The organism is Oxalobacteraceae bacterium OTU3CINTB1 (assembly GCA_024123955.1).
Classification (GTDB): Bacteria; Pseudomonadota; Gammaproteobacteria; order Burkholderiales; family Burkholderiaceae_D; genus Rugamonas.
The window spans coordinates 6,524,369-6,547,802 of sequence record CP099652.1 but is presented as its reverse complement, the minus strand read 5'-3'; the positions used below and the strand labels follow the sequence as shown (position 1 = coordinate 6,547,802).

Below are 23,434 nucleotides of genomic sequence, written 5' to 3'. Positions count from 1 at the left end.
GTACCACCAAGTTATCAAATCCGCCACATGCGGCAATGCCCGAAATGTAACGTTACATATTCGTGCGTTCGGCCGCGCGGATGTAATCGACCAAGGCGGCGGTCTCCGGATCGGGCGCCGGCGTCATCAGGCTGACGGCCACCATCGTCAGCAGGCCGGCCGGCACGCCGAAGATGCCGGCCGAGATCGGCGCGATGTGGAACCACTGGCCGGCCGCGCTGCCGCCGAGCACGGGATTGGTGTGCAACATATAGTAAAGGCAGACGGCGAAGCCGGCGATCATGCCGGCCACGGCGCCCTGGTAGTTGGCGCGTTTCCAGAACACGCCCAGCGCCAGCGCCGGGAACATCGCCGAGCCGGCCAGCGAGAACGCCGCGCCCACCAGCGAGATGATGTCGCCGGGTTTGGTCGAGGCGGCGTAGGCGGCGATGAAGGCCACCCCGAGCAGCAGCAACTTGGAGATCGTCACGCGCTTTTGCGTGGAGGCGGTGCGGTCGACGATCTTGTAATAGATGTCGTGCGACAGCGCGTTGGAAATCGCCAGCAGCAGGCCGTCGGCGGTCGACAGCGCCGCCGCCAGCCCGCCGGCGGCCACCAGGCCGGAGATCACGTACGGCAGGCCGGCGATTTCGGGCGTGGCCAGCACCAGCACGTCGGCGTCGATGGTGATCTCGGCCAGCTGCACCACGCCGTCGCGGTTGATGTCGCTGATGCTGAACAGCGGATTGACCTTGTCGACATTGCTCCAGTACGAGACCCAGTTGGGCAGGTGGGCGAAGTCGCTGCCGACCAGCGCGCTGTAGATGTCGTACTTGACCAGCACCGCCAGCGCCGGAATGGTCAGGTAGATCAGCAGGATGAAGAACAGGGTCCAGAATACCGACACGCGCGTGTCGTGCACCGACGGCGTGGTGTACGAGCGCATCAGGATATGCGGCAGGGCGGCCGTGCCCAGCATCAGGCAGAACACCAGCGCCAGGAAGTTGTTGCGTTTGATGTCGGAAGTGGCCGGATCGCCGGGGTAGGGCGTGGCGTGCGGGGTGATCGGCTCGGCGCGGGCCAGGTTCTGGGTGCGCGCGTCCGACCACATGCGGGCGGCCTCGTCGGCGTCCTTCGGATAGGCGATCAGCGCGCGCTCGGCGTTGCGGATCTCCAGCAGCGAGGCGTTGCGCAGCTTGACGTCGTCGAGCTTGCGCTGCATTTGCAGCCGTCCCGCCTCCCACGACGATGGCAGGGTGTTGAGGCGCAACTGGTAGTCGTCGGCGCGCTGGCGGAAGATGGCGCGCACCTCGGCCTCCTTCGGATCGTTCTGCAGCACCGCCTCGCGCGCGCTCAGTTGCGGCAGCAGCTTGCCGTAGGCTACCTGCGGAATCGGGTTATCGCTGTGCTTGGCCGACAGCCAGATGGCCGGTATCAGGAAGGCGACCAGGATGATGATGTACTGCGCCACCTGGGTCCAGGTGATGGCGCGCATGCCGCCCAGGAACGAGCACACCAGGATGCTGGCGAGGCCAAGGAAGATGCCGACCGAGAAGTCGACGCCGGTGAAGCGCGAGGCGATCAGTCCCACCGCATAGATCTGCGCCACCACGTAGGTGAACGAGACGATGATGGTGGCGGCGACGGCGATGATGCGCACGGCGCGGCCGCCGCGGTTGTCGTCGCTGGCGCCGCCGTAGCGCGCGGCCAGGAAGTCGGGGATGGTGTACTGGCTGAACTTGCGCAGGTAGGGCGCGATCAGCAGCGCCACCAGGCAGTAGCCGCCGGTCCAGCCCATGATGTAGGCCAGGCCGTCGAAGCCGTGCAGATACAGGCCGCCGGCCAGGCTGATGAAGCTGGCGGCCGAGATCCAGTCGGCGGCGGTGGCCATGCCGTTGAACATGGCGGGCACGCGGCGTCCGGCAACGTAATATTCCAGCACGTTGGAGGTGCGGCTGAGCACGCCCAGCGTGGCGTACAGCACGATGGTGGCGAACATGAACAGGTAGCCGATCCACACGCGCGGCATGCCTTCCTGCTCCAGCACGGCCAGCGAAATCAGGAAGAAGACGAAGCCGAGCGTGAACAGCAGGTAGTAGCGGCTCAGGCGCCGGAAGAAGGTGCCGGGTTCTTTCAAACGGGTGGCTCCTTCGCGGCCGATGGCTTGGCTGGCGCGGCGGCCCGGTCCAGGCGGCGCATGCGCCAGGCGTAGAACGCCAGGATGGCCAGCGACACCAGCGAGGCGCCCTGCGCGGCCAGGTAGAACGACAGCGGCCAGCCGAACACGCTCAGCCCGGTCAACTCGCGCGCGAAGAAGGCGACGCAGAAGCCGGTGAGCAGCCACAGCAACAGCAACCAGCCGGTCATGGCGCGGGTCTTGCGCCAGTGCTGTTGGCGCGTCAGCGGCGTGGCGGGCGGGGCTTTGGCGTCATCCATAATGCGGCGGCTCGCTTTCTTCTTCCGGCGGCGGCGGCGGCGGGAAGCCGACGCGGAACAGGCAGCCCGGCAGCTTCGGTTGCAGCGCGCGCGGATTGCTGTAGATGTCGACCTCGGCGCCGTGCTGCTGGGCGATTTCGCGCACGATCGCCAGCCCCAAGCCGCTGCCCTCGGCGGTGTGGCCGAGGATGCGGTAGAAGCGCTCGAACACCCGCTCGCGCTCGGCCTTGGCGATGCCGGGCCCGGTGTCCTCGACTTCCAGGTAACCGGGCTCGCCGTGGTGGCCGCGCACCCGCACCGTCACGCTGCCGCCGGCCGGCGTGTAGCGCAGCGCGTTGTCGATCAGGTTGGACAGCAGCTCGCGCAGCATGGTCGGATCGCCGACGATCTGCACCGGTTCGTCCGGCGCCTCGTAGCCCAGGTCGATGCGGTGCGAGAACGAAGCCTGCACCCAATCCTGCACCACGCCGCGCGCCAGGTCGGACAGTTCCAGCGGCAGCATCGCGGCGCCGGTCTGCGGCTGGTTCTCGGCGCGCGCCAGGGCCAGCAGCTGGTTGACCAGCCGCGTGGCCGCCTGCGAGCTCTTGGCCAGTTGTTCCAGCGAGCGGTGGATCTCGCCGCCGTCGGTCTGGCGCAGCGCCAGCTCCGACTGCATGCGCATGCCCGCCAGCGGCGTGCGCATCTGGTGCGCGGCGTCGGCGATGAAGCGTTTTTGCATCTCGATCGACAGCGACAGCCGCGCCAGCATCTCGTTGAGCGAACGCACCAGCGGGGAGATCTCTTCCGGGACGTCGCTCGATTCGATGGGGCTCAGGTCGTCCGAACCGCGCGCGCGTATGCGCTCCTGCAACTGCGCCAGCGGCGACAGGCCGCGCGCCAGCGCGAACCAGACCAAGGCCAGCACGATCGGCAGGATGATGAACTGCGGCAGGATCACGCCCTTGATGATCTCGTTGGCCAGCTGGCCGCGCTTTTCCAGCGTCTCGGCCACCTGTACCAGCGCCAGCTGCGGCGCGTCGTCGCCGACCCTTTCCAGCCGCACATAGGAATAGGCCACGCGCACCGGCGTGCCGTGCATGCTGTCGTTGCGGAAGCGCACGCTGCCGGCGCGGTAGCGTTCGTCCTCTTCCAGCTGCGGCGCCGGCAGGTCGCGGTCGCCGTCGATGTGCTCGCCGCGCGGGCCGTGGATCTGGAAATACACATTGTCGACGTCGTCGGCGCGCAGGATGTCGCGCGCCGAGCCGGACAGGCTTTTGATGATCTTGCCGTCGACCGAGCGCACCTGCTGCGCCAGCACCGTCACGCTGTCCTCCAGCGCATGGTCGAACGGCTGGTTGGCGATCGACTTGGCGACCAGGTAGGTGATGGCGATGCTCATCGGCCATAGCAGCAGCAGCGGCGCCAGCATCCAGTCGAGGATTTCGCCGAACAGGGAATTTTGCATCCCCTCGTCGGCCTCGGCGGCGGGCGGCTGGTATTCCGGGGCGTCCGCCTGCGCGTCCTTCAATGGCTCGGGCAAGTGCCCGGGCGCCGGCAGGCGGTTCACTTGACGGCGTCGCCGACGTCGGCGTTGGCGCTGGCGCGGGCCGCTTCGGAATATTTCTCCAGGCAATAGCCCAGCCCGCGCACGGTGGCGATGCGCACGCCGCCCACCTCGATCTTCTTGCGCAGCCGGTGCACATAGACTTCGATGGCGTTGTTGCTCACTTCCTCGCCCCATTCGCACAGGTGGTCGACCAGTTGTTCTTTCGATACCAGACGGCCGGTGCGCGCCAGCAGGATTTCCAGCAGGCCCAGCTCGCGCGCCGACAGGTCCAGCATCTGGTCGTTGATATAGGCGCTGCGGCCGACCTGGTCGTACGACAGCGGCCCGTGCTTGATGACGGTGGCGCCGCCGCCGGCGCCCCGGCGCGTGAGCGCGCGCACCCGCGCCTCCAGCTCGGACAGCGCGAACGGCTTGGCCATGTAATCGTCGGCGCCCAGGTCGAGGCCGTTGACCCGCTGTTCGATCGAATCGGCCGCCGTCAAGATCAGCACCGGCAGCAGCGAGGCGCGCGCGCGCAGCCGGCGCAGCACTTCCAACCCGGACAGCTTGGGCAGGCCCAGGTCCAGGATCAGCAGATCGAATTCCTGGGTGGAGAGGGCGGTGTCGGCCTCCTGGCCGTTGCGCACGCAATCGATGGCGTAGCCGGACTGGCGCAGCGAGCGCGTCAGCCCGTCGGCCAGAACGCTGTCATCTTCGGCTAGTAAAATACGCATGTCAGAACACTCCGGCTGCAGAAGTTTGTATTGTGTTTGATTTCTCGCAAGGTGGCGAGTTTTTGTACGATTTCGCCGATTCTGTAGAAATCCGCTTGCATTGATCACTGTTTTTTTATACAGTACTGCCTGAACCGACGAATTGTCCCACCACCCACTGGTTGAAAGCACATTATGGACGACAAAAAAGCTGTAATTCCCGCATCTGAAAAAGCCAAGGCGCTGGCCGCCGCGCTGGCACAGATTGAAAAGCAATTCGGCAAAGGCTCCGTCATGCGCATGGACGCCAACGCGCCGATCGAGGACGTGCAAGTGGTGTCGACCGGCTCGCTGGGCCTGGACATCGCGCTGGGCGTGGGCGGCCTGCCGCGCGGCCGCGTCGTGGAAATCTACGGTCCCGAGTCGTCCGGTAAAACCACGCTGACCCTGCAAACCATCGCGGAAATGCAAAAACTGGGCGGCACCTGCGCGTTCATCGACGCGGAACACGCGCTGGACGTCGGCTATGCCCAAAAATTGGGCGTCAACCTGCATGAACTGCTGATCTCGCAGCCGGACACCGGCGAGCAAGCGCTGGAAATCTGCGACGCGCTGGTGCGTTCGGGCTCGGTCGACCTGGTCGTCATCGACTCCGTGGCCGCGCTGACGCCACGCGCCGAGATCGAAGGCGACATGGGCGATTCGCTGCCGGGCCTGCAAGCCCGTCTGATGTCGCAAGCGCTGCGCAAGCTGACCGGCTCGATCAACCGCACCAACACGCTGGTCATCTTCATCAACCAGATCCGTATGAAGATCGGTGTCATGTTCGGTTCGCCGGAAACCACCACCGGCGGTAACGCGCTGAAGTTCTACGCCTCCGTGCGTCTGGACATCCGCCGCACCGGCTCGATCAAATCGGGCGACGAGGTGATCGGTAACGAAACCAAGGTCAAGGTCGTCAAGAACAAGATCGCGCCGCCGTTCAAGGAAGCGCACTTCGACATCCTGTACGGCGCCGGCACCTCGCGCGAAGGCGAGATCCTGGACCTGGGCGTGGAAGCGAAGATCGTCGAGAAATCCGGTTCGTGGTACAGCTACAACGGCGAGCGCGTCGGCCAGGGCAAGGACAACGCCCGTATCTTCCTGCAGGAGCGTCCGGCGCTGGCGTGGGAAATCGAAAACAAGGTCCGTGAATCGCTGGGCGTGCGCACCTTGCCGCCGCTGGCAGCCGACAAGGCCGAGAGCGTCGTCAAGCTGAAGTCGGTCGATAAAGCGGACAAAGGCGACAAGGCCGACGCGGCGTAATTTGCCCGTAGTCCGAATCGCAGCCACCGCGCCATTCCCATGGCCGGTGGTTTTCTCATTGTGCAGAGGGTTTTATGGCCGCACCTCAACTTAGCCTGAAGGGACGCGCGCTACGGTTCCTGTCGATGCGCGAGCACAGCCGGCTGGAGCTGGGCCGCAAGCTGTCCAAGTATGCGGAGGAGGGCGACGACATCGAGGCGCTGCTCGACCTGCTGGAAAAAAACAACTGGCTGTCGCAGGAGCGGTTTTCCGAATCGCTGATCCACCGCCGCTCGGCGCGCTTCGGCAACAGCCGGATCGTGGCGGAATTGCAAAGCCACGGCGTCAAAGGCGAAGCGTTGCAGGAACTCAAAGCGGGCCTGGCCGACAGCGAAACGGCGCGCGCCTGCGAAGTGTGGGAGCGCAAGTTCGGTGTCGTCGCCACCGACCCGAAGGAGCGCAACAAGCAGATGCGGTTTCTGATGCTGCGCGGTTTTTCCCAACGCGCCGTGCAAGCCGCGATGAAAGGCGTCGATCTCGACGAGGAAACGTAAGGTCGTTGGCGGCCCATTGCGGGCCGCTGGCAACCGGGTAAAATGGATTTTTCTCCCAAGAAATCCACCGCCATGACCCGACGCGATATGGCCAAGGCACTGACGCTGGCGGCGTGGCTCTGGCTGCCAACACTGGCGGTGCTGACAACGGATCAACTGCAAAGCGCCGCCGACATCTTCGCGTTGCTGGCGTTTTCCCTCCTTGTGCTGGCGTTCCCGCTGGCGCTGATCCCACATCCGCGCCTCTACTTCCTGCTCTGGACCCCGCTGGCGCTGCTGGTCTTGCCATACACTTATCTGACGTACTTCTACAGCAGCGTCCCGGGCGACGCCATGTTGGCGTCGGCCCTGCACACCAGCCCCGCCACCAGCATGCAAGTGCTTGCCTCGTTTGGCTGGCGCGTCTGGCTCGTGCCGCTCAGCCTGCTGGCCTACGTACTGCTGGCCCTCAGCATTAAGCGCCAATGGCAACTCGGCATGCCGACCCGCAAACGCCTGCTGGCCGTCGTGCTGGCCTGTGTCAGCATTGCCATGGTCGCCCGGCTGGCGCTACCCCAGCAGCTCAAGCTGCCCCCGCTGCTGGAACAATCCACACTCAACCTGGCCTTCCCCAGCGGCTTGGCGATGTCGCTATCCCGACTGGCGCGCCACCAAAACCACGCCAGCGCCAAAGAATTCGCCAGCGTCCACGGCCGCCCGGCCACCGGGGCGGAGGCGCAACCGCTGCTGGTCGTGCTGGTCATCGGCGAAAGCTTGCGCGCCGACCACCTCGGCATCAACGGCTACGTCCGCAACACCACGCCGCAACTGGCCGCGCTCGGGCCGGAACTGCTGACGTTCCCGGACGTCGCCTCCACCGCTAACTGGACCGACCACGCAATGCCCGCCATCGTCTCGCTGCCGGCCGGCACTGCGGGCAAGCAACGCGCCAGCGTCCTGCAAACCTTCAGCGAAGCCGGCTTCCGCACGGCCTGGCTGTCCAATCAGGAGCCGACGCAGTTCAGCCGTGGCGCCGACGTCGTCGAGCACGCCGTCAACGCCCAGGACTTCCACCTGCGCACGGACGCCAACCTGCTGCCGCTGATGACGTCCTTCGTCCGCCAGGCCGGACCGCGCCAGTTCGTCGTGCTGCATATGATCGGCAGCCACATTCCATACGAGGAGCGCTACGGCGCCGCCTCGCGCGTCTACCGGCCGACGCTGCGCGAGCTCGGCATCGACGCGCCGCTGCCGGCCGACAAGGCCGCCGCCATCAACTCCTACGACAACACGGTGGTAGAGACCGACCGTTTCCTCGCGCGCGTGATCGACGTGCTACGCGCCGAGTCGCGTCCGGCCGTGATGGTGTACACCTCCGACCATGGCGAAAACCTGTTCGACGACCAGCGCCACCTGTTCATGCATGCCCAGACCGGCCCCACCCGTCACGATACGCACGTCCCCCTGCTTGTCTGGATGAACCCGCCATATCGCGCCGCCCATCCGGCCGTCGGGCAAGCGCTGCGCGCCAACCGTGAAAAGAAAATCGGCCACGCCGCCATGTTTCCGACCTTGCTGGACATCGGCGCGGTCGGTTGGGACGGCAATGACGCCAGCCACAGCTTCGCATCCCCCTCATATATAGAGCGCCCGCGCAACGTCATGATCGACGCCGTGTCGACCACGCCTTACGAAAGCCTCAAATAACTTCTGCGGTGCAACAAAGCCGCGCAGTTTTATGACGAGTTGGCATCAGGCACGTCGCAAGTCGGGCTGGGGTGTGCTACACTTTTAGGGTTTTTGCAGCACCGTGGGTGCGGTGGTTGTCCGTAGAAGCTACGGCAACGTGCATTTTCGATAAGAGAAATGCGCAAGGCTGCTAACTAACTCATGCCGCGAGAGCGGTAATTCTTATGTCACTGTCACTACCAGTTCACTGTCGTGCGTTCCGCACGGTCGTCCCAGCATATCCGCATACCGGTTGCCTATGGAAGATTGACGCCTGTTTCACCTCCGGCCTTCGCGCTGGCAGCACCCCCCTGATCGTCGCCACACCCCCCAATTCCAAAACATTGCCCCGCACCGCGTCACGACGCCGTCGCACGGGCCGGTTTTACCCGCGCTGGGTGGACAAAGCAGCACCGGGTAGCGCGTAGCAACATCTGCTTACTAGCAACACACATTTCGCAGTATCAACCGATTTATACACATCAGCATCAGAAGGGAAGCCAGCATGAAAATCCATGAGTATCAAGGCAAAGAAATCCTCCGAAAATACGGAGTGACGGTTCCGCGCGGTATTCCGTGCATGTCCGTTGAAGAAGCAGTTAAAGCTGCGGAAACCTTGGGCGGCCCGGTCTGGGTTGTGAAAGCACAAATCCACGCCGGTGGCCGTGGTAAAGGCGGCGGCGTGAAAGTTGCGAAATCGCTGGAACAAGTCAAAGAATTCTCCGAGCAGATCCTGGGCATGCAGCTGGTCACGCACCAGACCGGCCCTGAAGGCCAAAAAGTACGCCGCCTGCTGATCGAAGAAGGCGCGGACATCAAGAAAGAACTGTACGTGTCGCTGGTCACCGACCGCGTCTCGCAGCGCGTTGTCCTGATGGCTTCCTCCGAAGGCGGCATGGACATCGAAGAAGTTGCCGAGTCCCATCCAGAACTGCTGCACTCGATCGCCATCGATCCAGCCGTCGGCCTGACCGACGCTGAAGCCGCTGGCATCGCCGCGAAGATCGGCGTGCCGGAAGCGTCGATCGCCGACGCTGTCACCAACCTGCAAGGCCTGTACAAAGCCTACTGGGAAACCGACTCGTCGCTGGCCGAAATCAACCCGCTGATCCTGACCGGTTCGGGCAAGGTCATCGCGCTGGACGCCAAGTTCAACTTCGACGCCAACGCGCTGTTCCGTCAACCGGAAATCGTCGCTTACCGCGATCTGGACGAAGAAGATCCAGCTGAAGTCGAAGCATCGAAATTCGACCTGGCCTACATCTCCCTCGACGGTAACATCGGCTGCCTGGTCAACGGCGCCGGTCTGGCCATGGCCACCATGGACACCATCAAGCTGTTCGGCGGCGAGCCGGCCAACTTCCTGGACGTGGGCGGCGGTGCGACGGCTGAGAAAGTAACCGAAGCATTCAAGATCATGCTGAAAAACCCAGGCCTGAAAGCTATCCTGGTCAACATCTTCGGCGGCATCATGCGCTGCGACGTGATCGCCGAAGGCGTGATCACCGCGGTGAAAGCTGTCTCGCTGAACGTGCCGCTGGTGGTCCGCATGAAGGGCACCAACGAAGACCTGGGCAAGAAGATGCTGGCCGATTCCGGTCTGCCTATCATCGCTGCCGACACCATGGAAGATGCAGCGAAGAGCGTCGTCGCCGCCGCTGCCGGTCAAGCTTAATTAAGGAATCAACATGTCCATTCTGATCAATAAAGATACCAAAGTCGTTACCCAAGGGATCACCGGCAAGACCGGCCAGTTCCACACCCGTGGCTGCCGCGATTACGCGAACGGCAAAAATGCGTTCGTCGCAGGCGTGAACCCGAAGAAAGCCGGCGAAGACTTCGAAGGCATTCCAATTTTCGCCAACGTTGCTGAAGCGAAAAAAGAAACCGGCGCCAACGTGTCGGTCATCTACGTTCCACCAGCAGGCGCCGCCGCCGCTATTTGGGAAGCCGTAGAAGCCGAGCTGGACCTGGCAATTTGCATCACCGAAGGCATTCCTGTCCGCGACATGATGGCCCTGAAGGACCGCATGGCCAAAGCCGGCTCGAAGACCCTGCTGCTGGGCCCTAACTGCCCAGGCCTGATCACCCCTGATGAAATCAAGATCGGCATCATGCCAGGCCACATCCACAAGAAGGGCCGTATCGGCGTTGTGTCGCGTTCGGGCACCCTGACCTATGAAGCAGTCGGCCAGCTGACCGCACTGGGCCTGGGCCAATCGTCGGCAGTCGGCATCGGCGGCGACCCGATCAACGGTCTGAAGCACATCGACGTCATGAAGATGTTCAACGACGATCCTGACACCGACGCGGTCATCATGATCGGCGAAATCGGCGGTCCGGACGAAGCCAACGCGGCTTACTGGATCAAAGACAACATGAAAAAACCGGTCGTCGGCTTCATCGCCGGTGTTACCGCTCCTCCGGGCAAGCGCATGGGCCACGCCGGCGCGCTGATCTCCGGCGGCGCGGACACCGCACAAGCCAAACTGGAAATCATGGAAGCTTGCGGCATCACCGTCACCAAAAACCCGTCCGAAATGGCGCGTCTGCTGAAAGCCATGCTGTAATTACAGCCCGGTTGAATGTGGAATAATAAAGGGGAGCCTCGTGCTCCCCTTTATTATTGGAGAACCGGATTGGCGAAGATCATCGTCACGCGCGACGGCCAGGTGGAGCAGCAGGTCCAGCTGAGCAAGGAACGGATGACCATCGGCCGCCATCCGCGCAACGACATCGTGCTGACGCATCCGGCCGTCAGCGGCGAGCACGCCGTCATCGTCACCATCCTCGACGACTCCTTTCTTGAAGACCTGCACAGCACCAATGGCACCTTCGTCAACGGCCACCGCATCGGCAAGCATTTCCTGCAACATCAGGACGTCATCAAGATGGCCAAGTTCCAGGTCGAGTTCCTGGCTGACGGCGTAAGGCCGAGCATGGCCGCCGAACCGCTGCTGGCCCATATCGAAGTCTTAAACGGCAACAATGTCGGGAAACAAATGGCGCTGACCAAGCCGCAGACCACGCTTGGCCGTACCGGCGTGCAGGTGGTGGTGATCACGCGCCAACCGGATGCTTATACGTTGACGCATATCGAGGGTGCGCAGGCGCCGCTGGTCAATGGCGTCGCGCTCGGGAAGCAGGGCTGGCGGCTCGGTCATGGCGATGTGATCGACCTCGGCGGCACGCAAATGGCCTTCCGCATCGGTTGACAATAATTGTCAGGCCTTGTCCCGGCTGACAAAACGCGGCGGTCGGAACTGACAAAAAACGGCAGCGGCTGGGGCTGAAATGGCGCTTGTGAAAATATTCCGGCCCGTTTTGTCGAAAAAGAGGCTGGCACACCGCTTGCGATAAGAAAGGTGTACCACCCAATTTTTTCACCCCACAGGAGTCGCAAAATGAAATCCATGAAAATGATGAAGAAACAAGCACAGGCCGGCTTCACCCTGATCGAACTGATGATCGTCGTCGCGATTATCGGCATTCTGGCGGCGGTCGCGATTCCTGCGTACAGCGACTACACGGTCAAAGCCAAGGTCGCCAACATCCAGGGCGCGGCTGATTCGATGAAGACCGCTGTGGCGGTGTGCGCGCAAGAAGCCGGCGGCGTTCTCGCCGGTTGCGATGCGGGCCAGAATGGCGTTCCAGCTACGCTGACCAAGACCAAAGAAGTTCTTTCGGCAACCGTTGTGGATGGCACGATCGTCGTGACGTTGGCCGCTTCCGGCCTGGGCGATGGCGTCGATGGCAAAACCGTTACCTACACACCCAATATCGCCGCAGGCGCGACCAATTTGAACTGGACTGTCGCGACGACGGTCACCCACGTGGCGGCCCTGGCAGCCCTGACGAAAAACAACGTCGCCCCTTAATATCGATGTCGAATAAAAAAAACCGGCCTTGGCCGGTTTTTTTTCGCCATCTCAAAACGCACCGCCCTACACAATCTTCTGCCGGTCCGCGATCAATGCCTCGTAGGTTAAATTCTGCAACATGGTGTAATGCACCGGATGCAAATCGACAAACTGCACGCCATAGGTAAACACCTCCGGCTTATCACCGGCCGCCGGCTTTACCACATTGATATTCCGGATAGTCGCGTTCGGATTAACGCGCACCTGCCGGTTACCCGGCTGTGCGATCAGGTAAAACGACAGCGCAACCTGCGCATCATCCTCCGGCAAGCGCTTCGCCGACTCGATCAGCGCCCCCGACACGCTTAAATTCACCAGGAACACAGACGACGTCCCGACCGGCGTCGTCAACTGCGCCGGAATATCCACCTTCACCCGCATTGCCGCCCGCAAGCTGGTGCCCTGAATCGACACCGGGAACGACAGATGGGCGTAAAAGAACGGCCGGGGAAACACGCGCTGCACGACGCACGCGAACGAGCACACGTTCACGCCGGAAAACACGCGGATGGTCAGCTTGTCGCCATCGTTGATCGAAATGGGCGCGTTGTTCTCGAACGGCACCTTGACGATCATGTACTCGTCTTTGACCCAACCGATCAAGGTCGAAAAGTGCTGGATCGGCTTGATGGTCCGGTGCGTGATGAACTGGATCCTGCCGCCCACCTGCAGGTTCATCTGCTCGAACTCGTATTCCTGAGTCTTGGCTTCGCTCGGGAGAGGGTTGCTGCTCATTCAATTTCTTTCTCGCAGACGCATGGGCGACCACGGCAAGGTAACTGTCAAAAAAATTACTTCCGTGCTATTTATTATATACAGGTTAATGAAAAGTAACAAAGCAGCAATTGATGAGGTTGCCATGGACAACCACCGGGGCCGCAAAGCGTTGCGTTTTTGACGACAGGCGTGAATAGCCAAATAATCTGAGATCGCCATAAAAATTATAAAGTTAATAAGCTTAAAATACGTGTAACATCGATACAGGATGATCTTCGACGTATTCCCTCGAGAGGCGAAACAGTCATGATAAAAAATCTTGTATTTGTCTCGATTGCCATGGCGCTTAGCGGGTGCGCTACAACGTCTGAGCTCGAAGCCTCTCTGAAGACCATCGTCTGCGATGACGATCCGGCGCTGTGCCGGATGATCGTGACCGCGAACCAGGTTTACGCCCTGAAAAGCGACAACATGAATCCCGACAGTCCCGACGCGATCATCATGAAATACGACTTGGTGGATGATCCGAGGTTGGGCAACGCGGTGGATCGCTGGATCTCCGCCACCGATGCAGCCGGCGAGTCCGCCTATCAGTACACACGCGCCAGTGGTCCGCTGGGTCAAGCCGGAGCGTTGGGCGCTTTCGGGCCGCTCAGCTGGTCGGGATTTTTATCGAAGCGCTTCCGAGGCACCGTGCCGTCGCTGGTCGGCGCATCCTACGATAACAACTGGTGCAACGTGCCCAGCGACCAAAGCGACATCGGCTGCGTCTATGGCTCCCAAGGCCCGTTGGGGGAGACTGGCGCGCTCAACCCAAGCTCCTACTACTACACCATGTACCACCTGCAGGAAGACAGTTTCTGGCGTGGAAACCACAACCACAATCTCGATTCCACCGGCGTGTGGGGCATCCAGGGACCGCTGGGACCCAGTGGCCCGTTCGGCGCCCTGGGTCCTTTGGGGCCGTTGGGGATATCGCTGCAACTCGGCATGACCACCACGACCGATGGTGTCTATAAGGCCGGTTCCACCATCGTGCGCCAAACCCGGCCGATACGGTATGGCCAGGACGCCGCTGTCTGGCGCACCTACAATCTGTACGAGATGTACTCCAAGCAGTATGCGCAGCAAATGGGAACGGGATGCGGCGGTTGCGAGGTCAACGACACGTCGTTCGCCGTTGACGCGTCGTTCAACGACCCGACGACGACGGGCGATAGTTATTTATTCACGTCCCAGCACAATCAGTTCGTGCTGCTCAACGTGGTTCCGGTGAATGCCTGGAACGATTATGGATTGCAGCTCTACGTCTCCAATGATGGTGGTACCACCTACACGTTGTTGGCGACTTCGAACTCGAACGTCTATGCGGACGGCGGCGGTCTAATGGACTTCATCGTGATTCGCGCCAAGCAGGGGGAGATGTTCCGGGCAAATGTCACTTTGCAAGCCGGCCTGCCTTTTTACGGCTATTACCTGTTCACCACAGGTTCCGGCGTGGGACAGGCAACGGCAGGTGCGACCGCTGCGGATGCCGACCTCTGGAGTTCTCGTCTGCAATCGAATGGAACGCGGCGCTTCAATATCTTTGGCGCTCACCAGCAGTGGGTGCCGTGGTAGCTTGAGCGGAGTGGGACGGCAGGGCTGTATGGAAGGGTTTTTGTAGTGGCGGCATCGTTCGATGACGTAGACCGCCAGTGCATTGTCGCCAAGTTCAGGTAAGGCGCTTAACTCGTCGCGCTCCAGTCGCCGCTCTTGCCGCCATGCTTTTCCATCACCCGGATATCGCTCATCACCATCCCGCGATCTACGGCCTTGCACATGTCATACACCGTCAGCAACCCCACCTGCACCGCCGTAAGCGCTTCCATCTCCACGCCGGTCTTACCGAAAGTCTCCACCTGCGCCTTGCAGTGAACGCTCGAATTGGCCACATCGGTCTCAAAATCCACCGTCACCCGCGTCAGCGCCAGCGGGTGGCACAGCGGAATCAAGTCGCTGGTGCGCTTGGACGCCATGATCGCGGCGATGCGGGCGATGCCGAGCACGTCCCCCTTCTTGGCCGTGCCGCCGGTGATGATCGCCAACGTCTCCGGCTTCATGCGGATGGTTCCGCTGGCGAGCGCGATGCGGTGGGTTTCCTGCTTGGCGCCGACATCGACCATGTGGGCTTGCCCGGAGGCGTCGAAGTGGGTCAGGTGGTCGGATGGCAGGGGGGAAGTGGTGTCGGTCATGTTGAAGAGCTAACAAAATATTTCGGTGGCGGGCACTGTGCGTAAGCACCCGAGATGCGGGTATCATAGCACCGTGAAATCGAACCGTTGCCCCCCTACCTACGATGGCCGCCGTCCGCTGCGCATGCGCATGATCGCGGCTGCCCTGCTGGTCGCCATGCCGATGGCCATGGCGCAGAACGCGCTCGCGCCCGCCAGGATTCCCAACCTGCCGGCGCTGGGCGATACCGAGCGCCAGGACTTGTCGCCGCTGATGGAGCGCAAGCTGGGCGAAGAGATCATGCGCGATATCCGCCGCGACCGTGATTTCCTCGACGACGGTCCCATCCTCGAATACCTGAACACCTTCGGCAACGCGCTGGTCGCTGCCCGCCCCGACGCGCGCGGCGAGGCCAATTTCGACTATTACTTCTTCGCCGTGCGCGATCCGAACCTGAACGCGTTCGCGCTGCCGGGCGGTTTTATCGCCGTGCACTCGGCGCTGCTGCTGGCGGCGCAGTCCGAATCTGAACTGGCGTCCGTGCTCGGCCACGAGATCGGCCACGTGGCGCAGCGCCACATCGCCCGCTCGATCGGCCAGCAAAAGCAGGACGCGCTGATCCCGCTGGCGGCGATGATCCTGGCCGCGCTGGCGTCCCGTGCCGGCGGCGACGCGGCCATGGGCGTGTTCATGGGCGGGCAGGGGCTGGCGATCCAGCGGCAATTGAATTTCGGCCGCGACGCCGAGCGCGAGGCCGACCGCATCGGCTTCCAGATCATGGGCGAGGCCGGTTTCGACACGTCCGGCATGGTGGGCTTCTTCCAGCGTATGCAGGCCGCTTCGCGCAACTACAGCGATCTGGTGCCGGCTTATCTGCAGAGCCACCCGCTGACGACCGAGCGCATCGCCGACATCCAGGCGCGCATCCGCGACCAGCCGTACAAGCAGCGCGTCGACAGCCTCGATTTCTATCTGGTGCGTTCGCGCGCGCGCGTGCTGCAGGACCAGACATCGCAAGGCTATGCCGAGACGAAAACGTTTTTTGAGAATCAGATGTTGCAGGAGAACCGTCATCAGCTGACGGCGGGCCAGTACGGCATGGCTTTCCTGGCGCTGAAAAAAGGCGACACCGCCAACGCGCAGGTGTGGCTGGACAAGGCACGCGCGACGTTCGGCAAGGCGCCCGCCGCGGGCACCTTCAGCGCGGCGCCGAAGCCGTCGTCGGATGCGATTTTCGTCAGCACGGCGATCGAGATCAAGCTGGCGCAGACCAACGACAAGGCCGTCCTCGCACAGGCGGTGGTCGATGCCGAGGCGGCGCATCAGCGTTATCCGCTGTCGCGCGGCATCGCGCACCTGTACGGCGAGGCATTGATCGCCGCCGGCAAATACGAGGAGGCGGCCAGCTATCTGCGCGAACAGGTGCAGTCCTACCGCGAAGATCCTAACGCCTACGATTTGCTGGCGCAGGCCTATTCGAAGCAGGGCAAGCTGGCGTTGCAGCACATGGCGCTTGCCGAGTCGTATGTGTTGCAGGGTGGGGTGCTGTCGGCGCTCGACCAGCTTGGCTATGCGCGCAAGGCGCCCGACGCGTCGTTCTACGACCAGGCGGTGATCGATGCGCGCGAGCGCGAGTTGCAGGCGCGTCGGCGCGAGGAAATGGGCGACAAGGGCAAGAAGGATTTGCGCGAGGCCGACAGCCGGCCGGCGTTCAAGGCGGAGATGCGCTCCGGTTCCCGCGCCGAGGATGACGACCGTACCAAAAACCCGAACAGTCCATTCTCCAACCAGTCGACCAATCCGTTCGACCGGCTGCGCCAGGGGGCTTCGGACCTTACGCCGGGGCGCTCGGTTCGCTGACGAAGCCGAAGTGCGCCGCCACCTGCGCGGCGGCCACCCGGTGTACCGGCACCTGACGCTCGTGGTCGGTCAAGGTCAACGTGGAGGCGACCGAGTGCGCGTCGCTCTCCATCCATTCCAGCAAGGTCTCGTCGGCCACCGGCTCGTCGTTCATCCTGAGCAGCGGCAGCACCTGCGCGAAATCGCGGTCGTCCAGCTGGGCGACGATTTCACCGCTGCGCAAGACCAGCGCGCCGGCCTCCGTCAACACCGCCTTGTCGATGCCGCCCATCGCGGTGCCGGTGTGCAGCAGCCATCCGCAGGACGGATCGGTGCGCACGATGTAGGGCGTCGCTTCCAGGTTCACGTACACGCGTTGCGGGCCGTTCTGAAAGTACCAGCAACCCCGGTCGTCGGCGGCGTAGTTGCGCACGATGAAGGCGATCAGCGCCTCGTGCGCGAGCTTGTCGCCGGGCAGATTCTGCTGCTGGGCGCGCTCGTCGCGCATGCGCCAATTGCCGCGCGCGTCCAGGCCCAGCCAGCCGTAGCAGTGGGGCACGTTCGGCCATTTGGCCAAGGCCTGCTTGACGATGTCATCCATGTTTCTTCCCGATCCGTTTCTGCGCCATACCGTCGTTGGCGCCTTCCATAAAGTGAATCAGACGCTGCGGCAGCCAGTGCAGCTTGCCCGGCAGACCGCCGACCGCGAAGCCGACATGGCCTCCGTGGTCAGGATAGTCCAATACTACGTTTGGTGCCGCACGCTGCGGCAGGTGGCGGCCGGGCAGGAAGGGATCGTTTTTGGCGTTGAGCACCAGGGTCGGCACCGTGATGTCGTTGAGTACATGCTTGGCGCTGGCGCGGTCCCAGTAGTCGTCGGTGTCGCGGTAGCCGTGCAGTGGCGCGGTGACGACGTTGTCGAACGCGTACAGGTCGCGCGCCGCGTGCAGGGCGTCGAGGTCGAACAGACCGGGGAACTCGCGCAGCTTGGCGATGCACTTGGGCTTGAGCGTTTGAAGGAACATGCGCGTGTAGATCATGTTGAAGCCGCTCGACAGCGAGGCGCCGCCCTGCGCCAGGTCCAGCGGCGCCGACACCGAACAGGCAGCGTCGACGAAGTCGGCCTGGTGCTGCGATTCGCCCAGCCAGCGCAGCAGCGCGTTGCCGCCCAGCGAGACGCCGGCGGCGTAGAACTTGCCACCGCCTTGCGCGACGTGCTGTGCGTGCAGGCGGCGGATGATCCAGTCGACTTCGGTCGCGTCGCCGGAATGGTAGAAGCGCGGCGCGCGGTTGGCCTCGCCGGAGCAGCCACGGAAATGCGGCACCGCGCCGGACCAGCCGCGCGCGGCGATGTCGGCCATCAGGGCGCGCGCGTAGTGGCTGTCGGACGAGCCTTCCAGGCCGTGGAACAGCACCACGAACGGTTGCCCCGGCTGGCCGTCGACGAAATCGACATCGACGAAGTCGCCGTCCGGCGCGTCCCAGCGCTCCCGGCGGAACGCCACCGCCGGCTTGGCGATGGCGACGGCGGGGTAGATGGTTTGCAGGTGACCGCTAGGCAGCCAGAACGGAGCGGTGTACTTCACGGCGGTGGACGGGGGGTTAGTGCAGGACTTGCGTCGAGGTGTCGGCCGGCACCGGACCGGGCGCGACCGAAACGTGGTGCAGCACGATGCGCCAGCCGCGCGGCGTTTTGACGTAGACGTTGGTGGCGACCAGGTGCGCCGCTTCGCCGCTGGCGGCGGTCGTGCCTTCGACCACCGTGTGCACGGAACTCATCAGGTTGTGGGTTTCGTGCAGTTGCGACGGCATGATGTGCAGGCCGCCGTGTTCGAGGATCTTGCTCCAGGACGAGCGGATCGCCGCGTGGCCGATCAGGCGGGTGCCGCCCGGATGGACGCAGACGATCTCTTCGTCGTCGGCCCACAGGGCCATCAGCGCGTCCAGGTCGGCGCGGTTGAGCGCGGCGTAGAACGCCGTTTCCACCTCGACGGCGCTGCCGTTCAACTGTTTTTCTCGTTTAATGGGCATGCGGGCTCCGGAGGACGCGGCTGGCGGTGGGCATATTAATGGTGGCCGACGACGGTGCCCGGCTTGAGGCGGTAGGCGGTGCCGCAGTACGGGCACTTGGCGGTGCCGTCGTTGTTGAATTCCAGGAACACGCGTGGGTGCGACGACCACAGCGGCATGGCTGGGTTCGGGCAGTGTGCCGGCAAATCCTTGCCATCCAGCTCGACGGCGTTGGGGGCGGCTGCGGCGGACGTGTTGGCGTTGGTCATGTTGTAATGCTCCGAAAGGCGTGAAAACCACGATTTTAACGGAATTGCGCATTGAGCAAAAATCATCGGTAAAATAGCGCCTCAACAATATCGGTGTGGCCTGCTATGTGGCGGGAATGCCACACAACACTACAGCCACATGACCGAACCGAGCAGCACCCCTCCCGCGCCCGCACGCTATGTGGCCGAGCATCATGAGCCTTCCTGGAGGGAAGGCCTGAAGGTCGGCACTCCCACATTGTTCGGCATCGGCGCCTGGGGTTTGGTGGTCGGCATCGCGATGGTCAAGTCCGGGCTGACCGTGCCGCAGGCGCTGGGCATGACGTTGCTGGTGTTCGCCGGCTCGGCGCAGCTGGCGGCGCTGCCGCTGATCGCCGCCAGCGCGCCGATCTGGGTCATCTTCCTGACGGCGTTCGTCGTCAATCTCCGCTTCGTAATCTTCGCGGCCTTGCTGGCGCCGCACTTCGCGCATCTTCCCTGGATGCGCCGTTTTTTGCTCGGCTATGTCTCCGGCGATATCACGGTGGCGCTGTTCTTGAAAAAGTATCCGTCGGAAGCCCCGCAGGTCGGCAAGTTGTCGTATTTGAAGGGCCTGATGTACCCGAACTGGGGCGCATGGCAGGTCGGCTCGATCGCCGGCATCTTCCTCGGCAGCACTGTGCCGCCGGAGTGGGGGCTGGGTTTTGCCGGCACCTTGGCCATTATTTGCGTGATGATTCCTTTGATGGTCGGGCGGCCGGCGCTGTGCGGCGTGCTCGTCGCTGGCGGCGTGTCCGTGGTCGCGGCGGGGCTGCCTTATAAATTGGGCCTATTGCTGGCGGTGCTGGTCGGCATGTTGACCGCAATGGCGGTGGAAGAGGGAGCCGAAAAGTGGCGCAACCGCTCGGAGAACAAAAATGGCTGATTGGGAAATTTGGGTCGTCATCGGTGTGCTGGCGCTGGCCACCGCCGCCACGCGCAGCTCGTTTTGGCTGATCGGCCAGCACATCACCATCCCCAAACGGGTGCAGGAAATGCTGCGCTATGCCCCGGCCTGCGCACTGGCGGCGATTATCTTCCCGGATCTGCTGCTGGCCCCGGACGGCCACGTCGTCCTTGATGTGAGCAATCTAAAATTAATCGCCGGCATCGTCGCTACGGGGTATTATTTGCTGCGGCGCAATATGCTGGAAACGATCATTTTCGGCATGGCTTTCTTTACGGCACTGCGGGTGCTTCCCTCCTTCTTGCCCACCCTTGTTCCTGTATTTCAATAACAATAAAACACGGCTGCGCTTGCGGTAAAATAGCGCTCTTCTTTCAACTCACCCTTGGGTCGCCATGTCCGCTGTTTTGAACTTCATCCGTCTGCAAGATCTCATCGCCCAGAATGCGCTGCAAGGCAAGCGCGTCTTCATCCGTGCCGACTTGAACGTGCCGCAGGATGATGCGGGCAATATCACCGAAGATACGCGCATCCGCGCCTCCGTTCCCGCCATCAAGGCGGCCGTGGCCGCCGGCGGCAAAGTGATGGTGACGTCCCACCTGGGCCGTCCGACCGAGGGCGAGTTCAAGCCGGAAGACAGCCTGGCGCCGGTCGCTGCGCGCCTGTCCGAGTTGCTGGGCCAGCCGGTCGAGCTGAAACAGAACTGGGTCGATGGCGCCGGTCTGGAAAACCTGCAAGCGGGCCAGGTTGTGCTGCTGGAAAACGTCCGCGTCAACAAGGGTGAGAAGAAGAACAACGACGAGCTGGCGCAAAAAATGGCCAAGTTATGCGATATCTACGTCAACGACGCTTTCGGCACCGCCCACCGCGCCGAGGCGTCGACCCACGGCATCGCCAAATTTGCGCCGGTCGCGTCGGCAGGTCCGCTGCTGGCTGCCGAGCTGGACGCGTTGGGCAAAGCGCTGGGCGCCCCGGCCCGTCCGTTGTTGGCGATCGTCGCCGGTTCCAAGGTATCGTCCAAGCTGTCGATCCTGAAGGCGCTGGCCGACAAGGTCGACAACCTGATCGTCGGCGGCGGCATCGCCAACACCTTCATGAAGGCCGTCGGCCTGAACATCGGTAAATCGCTGGTCGAGAACGAACTGGTGGAAGAGGCCAAGGCCATCATCGACATCATGGCCAAGCGCGGCGCGCAAGTGCCGATCCCGGTCGATGTTGTGTGCGCCAAGGAATTCTCGCCAACGGCCGTCGCCACCGTCAAGGACGTGGCCGACGTCGCCGACGACGACATGATCCTGGATATCGGTCCTAAAACCGCCGCGACACTGGCCGCGCAGATCGCCGCCGCCGGCACCATCGTCTGGAACGGCCCGGTCGGCGTGTTCGAGTTCGACCAGTTCGGCGAAGGCACCAAGACGCTGGCGCTGGCCATCGCCAATTCCAAGGCGTTCTCGATCGCCGGCGGTGGCGATACCCTGGCGGCGATCGCCAAATACGGTATCACCGAGCAGATCGGTTATATCTCGACGGGCGGCGGCGCTTTCCTGGAATTCCTGGAAGGCAAGACCTTGCCGGCGGTGGAAATCCTGACGCAGCGTGCTGCGGCGCAATAACTTTAGACGTGATGTGACGTAAAAAGCACGGTCGTGCGGTGTAGCAAATTGCCAGTAAAATTCGAGTAATCGCTGAAAAAAGCCCGGTTTGTGAAAGTTTGCTACAAAGATTTGTAGTTTGGCTACATTGATAGCCACTTTGCCTACTTCGAACCGGGCGACACCCAGCTCGACACGAGCTTACAGTGCAGCTTTCCTGGTTTTTTCCTGGTTCCCGCCGCTGTCGCGGGGGCTTTCCGCATGACCCAACGCTAAGGAATCCTATGTCCCGTAGTACCAAAATTGTCGCAACGATCGGCCCGGCCTCTACAGACTTCAACGTTCTGGTAAAAATGATACGTGCCGGGGTGGATGTCGTGCGTTTGAATTTCTCGCACGGCAAGGCGCAGGACCATATCGACCGCGCCAAGCTGGTGCGCGAGGCGGCCGCCGAATGCGGGCGCGAAGTGGCGATCATGGCGGACATGCAGGGTCCTAAGATCCGCGTGGGCAAATTTGAAAATGGTAAGATCGATCTGACCAATGGCGACAAGTTCATCCTCGACGCCAAATGGGGCGAAAACGGCGAACTGGGCAACCAGGAACGCGTCGGTCTGGATTACAAGGCGCTGCCGCAGGATTTGCGCGCCGACGACAAGCTGCTGCTGAACGATGGCTTGATCGTGCTGGTGGTCGACAAGATCGTCGGCCATGAAATCTTCACCACCGTGAAAATCGGTGGCGAGCTGTCCAATAACAAGGGCATTAACCGCCAGGGTGGTGGCCTGACCGCGCCGGCGCTGACCGCCAAGGACATGGAAGACATCAAGACGGCAATGAGTTTCCAGTGCGATTACCTGGCGATCTCGTTCCCGAAAAGCGCAACCGACATGGAAATGGCGCGCACGCTGGCGAATATCGCCGGCGAGCCATTCAACCATAAGCCAATGATGATCGCCAAGATCGAGCGCGCCGAAGCGATCCCTGTGCTGCAGGAGATCCTCGACGCCTCCGACGGCATCATGGTCGCCCGCGGCGACCTGGCGGTGGAAGTGGGCAACGCGGCGGTGCCGGCGTTGCAAAAGCGCATGATCAAGATGGCGCGCGAGTCGAACAAGCTGGCGATCACCGCGACCCAGATGATGGAGTCGATGATCTTCAATGCCGTGCCGACCCGCGCCGAAGTGTCCGACGTGGCCAACGCCGTGCTGGACGGTACCGACGCGGTGATGACCTCGGCGGAAACGGCCTCGGGCCGCTACCCGATCGAGACCGTGGAAATGATGGCCGCCATTTGCGTGGAAGCCGAGCAGTCCGAGTACAACAAGCTCGACGCCGACTTCCTGAATGTGACCTTCACCCGCATCGACCAGTCGATCGCGTACGGCGCGCTGTTCACCGCGCACCACCTGGCGGTCAAGGCGATCATCGCGCTGACCGAGTCCGGTTCGACCGCGCTGTGGATGAGCCGTCACAACATCGACACGCCGATCTACGCGTTGACGCCGAGCGTGACGACCCAGCGCAAAGCGGCGCTGTACCGCAACGTGAAGGCATACAATCTGGCGCAGGCTGGCGATAGCGCCGCCGTGCTGCAGGCTGCCGAAGACTTGCTGGTGCAGAACGGCATCGTCAAGAAGGGCGATATGATCGTCGTGACGTGGGGCGGCCAGATGGGCCAGGCCGGCGGCACCAACGCGCTCAAGATCGTCAAAGTAGGTATTAAGTAAGTCCGATAGCGCGCCCCCGC

Annotated in this window: 23 protein-coding genes; 13 read left to right on the top strand and 10 right to left on the bottom strand. The window is 62.7% G+C overall.

Translation table 11 applies throughout. The annotated features are described in order from the left end of the window. Positions 1-52: 52 nt before the first annotated feature. The 4 genes from NHH73_28565 to NHH73_28550 are packed head-to-tail and all read right to left on the bottom strand — an operon-like array spanning position 53 to position 4,674. Positions 53-2,116: a cation acetate symporter gene (locus tag NHH73_28565; GenBank protein USX26460.1), complete on the bottom strand. Its 2,064-nt coding sequence runs from the start codon at positions 2,114-2,116 to the stop codon at positions 53-55. After that, positions 2,113-2,415 (bottom strand): DUF4212 domain-containing protein, encoded by a 303-nt coding sequence (locus NHH73_28560; GenBank protein ID USX26459.1) that lies wholly within the window; start codon positions 2,413-2,415, stop codon positions 2,113-2,115. The genes NHH73_28565 and NHH73_28560 overlap by 4 nt, the downstream gene beginning before the upstream one ends. Continuing rightward, on the bottom strand, positions 2,408-3,922 hold the full coding sequence (locus tag NHH73_28555; protein USX29741.1) for a sensor histidine kinase N-terminal domain-containing protein: 1,515 nt from the start codon (positions 3,920-3,922) through the stop codon (positions 2,408-2,410). Before NHH73_28555 ends, NHH73_28560 begins: the two co-directional genes overlap by 8 nt. Before the next feature lie 35 nt (positions 3,923-3,957). Further along, entirely contained in the window at positions 3,958-4,674 is a 717-nt protein-coding gene (locus tag NHH73_28550; GenBank protein USX26458.1) for a response regulator transcription factor, read from the bottom strand. Positions 4,675-4,848: 174 nt separating this feature from the next. On the opposite strand from NHH73_28550, the gene recA reads away from it, so the two are divergent. From recA to NHH73_28515, 7 genes are all read left to right on the top strand, one after another. Then, the gene (gene recA / locus NHH73_28545) at positions 4,849-5,958 is read left to right on the top strand and encodes a recombinase RecA (GenBank protein ID USX26457.1); all 1,110 of its coding nucleotides are present in this window, start codon (positions 4,849-4,851) and stop codon (positions 5,956-5,958) included. Positions 5,959-6,032: 74 nt separating this feature from the next. Beyond that, positions 6,033-6,491 (top strand): recombination regulator RecX, encoded by a 459-nt coding sequence (gene recX / locus NHH73_28540; GenBank protein ID USX26456.1) that lies wholly within the window; start codon positions 6,033-6,035, stop codon positions 6,489-6,491. 72 nt (positions 6,492-6,563) lie between these two features. Then, positions 6,564-8,177: a phosphoethanolamine transferase gene (locus NHH73_28535; GenBank protein USX26455.1), complete on the top strand. Its 1,614-nt coding sequence runs from the start codon at positions 6,564-6,566 to the stop codon at positions 8,175-8,177. Positions 8,178-8,703: 526 nt separating this feature from the next. Further along, positions 8,704-9,873: an ADP-forming succinate--CoA ligase subunit beta gene (gene sucC, locus NHH73_28530; protein ID USX26454.1), complete on the top strand. Its 1,170-nt coding sequence runs from the start codon at positions 8,704-8,706 to the stop codon at positions 9,871-9,873. Between the two features lie 13 nt (positions 9,874-9,886). Further along, positions 9,887-10,768: a succinate--CoA ligase subunit alpha gene (gene sucD / locus NHH73_28525; protein USX26453.1), complete on the top strand. Its 882-nt coding sequence runs from the start codon at positions 9,887-9,889 to the stop codon at positions 10,766-10,768. 69 nt (positions 10,769-10,837) lie between these two features. Then, positions 10,838-11,413 carry an FHA domain-containing protein gene (locus tag NHH73_28520; protein USX26452.1) on the top strand — a complete coding sequence of 192 codons (576 nt, stop codon included), beginning with the start codon at positions 10,838-10,840 and terminating at the stop codon, positions 11,411-11,413. A gap of 207 nt (positions 11,414-11,620) precedes the next feature. Continuing rightward, the gene (locus tag NHH73_28515) at positions 11,621-12,076 is read left to right on the top strand and encodes a prepilin-type N-terminal cleavage/methylation domain-containing protein (GenBank protein USX29740.1); all 456 of its coding nucleotides are present in this window, start codon (positions 11,621-11,623) and stop codon (positions 12,074-12,076) included. Positions 12,077-12,142: 66 nt separating this feature from the next. On the opposite strand, the gene NHH73_28510 is transcribed toward NHH73_28515, so the two are convergent. Next, positions 12,143-12,853, bottom strand: coding sequence for a flagellar brake protein (locus tag NHH73_28510; GenBank protein USX26451.1), 711 nt, complete (start codon positions 12,851-12,853; stop codon positions 12,143-12,145). Between the two features lie 288 nt (positions 12,854-13,141). Here NHH73_28510 and NHH73_28505 point away from each other — a divergent pair, with 288 nt between their 5' ends. After that, the gene (locus NHH73_28505) at positions 13,142-14,455 is read left to right on the top strand and encodes a hypothetical protein (protein ID USX26450.1); all 1,314 of its coding nucleotides are present in this window, start codon (positions 13,142-13,144) and stop codon (positions 14,453-14,455) included. A 107-nt stretch (positions 14,456-14,562) separates the two neighbouring features. On the opposite strand, the gene moaC is transcribed toward NHH73_28505, so the two are convergent. After that, positions 14,563-15,069, bottom strand: a complete 507-nt coding sequence (gene moaC / locus NHH73_28500; GenBank protein ID USX26449.1) for a cyclic pyranopterin monophosphate synthase MoaC — start codon at positions 15,067-15,069, stop codon at positions 14,563-14,565. A gap of 124 nt (positions 15,070-15,193) precedes the next feature. Between moaC and NHH73_28495 the strand changes: the two genes are divergently transcribed. Next, positions 15,194-16,909 carry a M48 family metalloprotease gene (locus NHH73_28495; protein USX29739.1) on the top strand — a complete coding sequence of 572 codons (1,716 nt, stop codon included), beginning with the start codon at positions 15,194-15,196 and terminating at the stop codon, positions 16,907-16,909. On the opposite strand, the gene NHH73_28490 is transcribed toward NHH73_28495, so the two are convergent. Genes NHH73_28490 through NHH73_28475 form a run of 4 tightly spaced genes read right to left on the bottom strand, consistent with a single transcriptional unit; the run spans position 16,884 to position 19,167 of the window. Next, complete coding sequence (locus NHH73_28490) at positions 16,884-17,489, bottom strand: DUF2946 family protein (GenBank protein ID USX26448.1); 606 nt, start codon at positions 17,487-17,489, stop codon at positions 16,884-16,886. The two genes, NHH73_28495 and NHH73_28490, sit on opposite strands and share 26 nt — an antisense overlap. Further along, positions 17,482-18,474, bottom strand: coding sequence for an alpha/beta fold hydrolase (locus NHH73_28485; protein ID USX26447.1), 993 nt, complete (start codon positions 18,472-18,474; stop codon positions 17,482-17,484). Before NHH73_28485 ends, NHH73_28490 begins: the two co-directional genes overlap by 8 nt. A gap of 16 nt (positions 18,475-18,490) precedes the next feature. Continuing rightward, on the bottom strand, positions 18,491-18,919 hold the full coding sequence (locus NHH73_28480) for a nuclear transport factor 2 family protein (GenBank protein USX26446.1): 429 nt from the start codon (positions 18,917-18,919) through the stop codon (positions 18,491-18,493). Positions 18,920-18,954: 35 nt separating this feature from the next. Beyond that, positions 18,955-19,167: a zinc-finger domain-containing protein gene (locus NHH73_28475; GenBank protein ID USX26445.1), complete on the bottom strand. Its 213-nt coding sequence runs from the start codon at positions 19,165-19,167 to the stop codon at positions 18,955-18,957. 139 nt (positions 19,168-19,306) lie between these two features. Here NHH73_28475 and NHH73_28470 point away from each other — a divergent pair, with 139 nt between their 5' ends. The 4 genes from NHH73_28470 (at position 19,307) to pyk (ending at position 23,414) form a co-directional block, all read left to right on the top strand. Further along, positions 19,307-20,071, top strand: coding sequence for an AzlC family ABC transporter permease (locus tag NHH73_28470; GenBank protein USX26444.1), 765 nt, complete (start codon positions 19,307-19,309; stop codon positions 20,069-20,071). Next, positions 20,064-20,423 carry an AzlD domain-containing protein gene (locus tag NHH73_28465; protein ID USX26443.1) on the top strand — a complete coding sequence of 120 codons (360 nt, stop codon included), beginning with the start codon at positions 20,064-20,066 and terminating at the stop codon, positions 20,421-20,423. Before NHH73_28470 ends, NHH73_28465 begins: the two co-directional genes overlap by 8 nt. Positions 20,424-20,499: 76 nt before the next feature. Next, positions 20,500-21,705: a phosphoglycerate kinase gene (locus tag NHH73_28460; GenBank protein USX29738.1), complete on the top strand. Its 1,206-nt coding sequence runs from the start codon at positions 20,500-20,502 to the stop codon at positions 21,703-21,705. Positions 21,706-21,968: 263 nt separating this feature from the next. After that, a complete protein-coding gene (gene pyk, locus NHH73_28455) occupies positions 21,969-23,414 on the top strand; it encodes a pyruvate kinase (protein USX26442.1) in 1,446 nt (481 codons plus the stop codon). The last annotated feature ends 20 nt before the right edge of the window (positions 23,415-23,434 follow it).

What these genes read in the sequence shown, in the direction of transcription:
- NHH73_28560 (USX26459.1), bottom strand. Translation starts at nt 2,415, where the DNA reads ATGGATGACGCCAAAGCCCCGCCCGCCACGCCGCTGACGCGCCAACAG.
- NHH73_28550 (USX26458.1), bottom strand. Translation starts at nt 4,674, where the DNA reads ATGCGTATTTTACTAGCCGAAGATGACAGCGTTCTGGCCGACGGGCTG.
- recA (USX26457.1), top strand. Translation starts at nt 4,849, where the DNA reads ATGGACGACAAAAAAGCTGTAATTCCCGCATCTGAAAAAGCCAAGGCG.
- recX (USX26456.1), top strand. Translation starts at nt 6,033, where the DNA reads ATGGCCGCACCTCAACTTAGCCTGAAGGGACGCGCGCTACGGTTCCTG.
- NHH73_28535 (USX26455.1), top strand. Translation starts at nt 6,564, where the DNA reads ATGACCCGACGCGATATGGCCAAGGCACTGACGCTGGCGGCGTGGCTC.
- sucC (USX26454.1), top strand. Translation starts at nt 8,704, where the DNA reads ATGAAAATCCATGAGTATCAAGGCAAAGAAATCCTCCGAAAATACGGA.
- sucD (USX26453.1), top strand. Translation starts at nt 9,887, where the DNA reads ATGTCCATTCTGATCAATAAAGATACCAAAGTCGTTACCCAAGGGATC.
- NHH73_28515 (USX29740.1), top strand. Translation starts at nt 11,621, where the DNA reads ATGAAGAAACAAGCACAGGCCGGCTTCACCCTGATCGAACTGATGATC.
- NHH73_28510 (USX26451.1), bottom strand. Translation starts at nt 12,853, where the DNA reads ATGAGCAGCAACCCTCTCCCGAGCGAAGCCAAGACTCAGGAATACGAG.
- NHH73_28505 (USX26450.1), top strand. Translation starts at nt 13,142, where the DNA reads ATGATAAAAAATCTTGTATTTGTCTCGATTGCCATGGCGCTTAGCGGG.
- moaC (USX26449.1), bottom strand. Translation starts at nt 15,069, where the DNA reads ATGACCGACACCACTTCCCCCCTGCCATCCGACCACCTGACCCACTTC.
- NHH73_28495 (USX29739.1), top strand. Translation starts at nt 15,194, where the DNA reads ATGCGCATGATCGCGGCTGCCCTGCTGGTCGCCATGCCGATGGCCATG.
- NHH73_28490 (USX26448.1), bottom strand. Translation starts at nt 17,489, where the DNA reads ATGGATGACATCGTCAAGCAGGCCTTGGCCAAATGGCCGAACGTGCCC.
- NHH73_28480 (USX26446.1), bottom strand. Translation starts at nt 18,919, where the DNA reads ATGCCCATTAAACGAGAAAAACAGTTGAACGGCAGCGCCGTCGAGGTG.
- NHH73_28475 (USX26445.1), bottom strand. Translation starts at nt 19,167, where the DNA reads ATGACCAACGCCAACACGTCCGCCGCAGCCGCCCCCAACGCCGTCGAG.
- NHH73_28470 (USX26444.1), top strand. Translation starts at nt 19,307, where the DNA reads ATGACCGAACCGAGCAGCACCCCTCCCGCGCCCGCACGCTATGTGGCC.
- NHH73_28465 (USX26443.1), top strand. Translation starts at nt 20,064, where the DNA reads ATGGCTGATTGGGAAATTTGGGTCGTCATCGGTGTGCTGGCGCTGGCC.
- pyk (USX26442.1), top strand. Translation starts at nt 21,969, where the DNA reads ATGTCCCGTAGTACCAAAATTGTCGCAACGATCGGCCCGGCCTCTACA.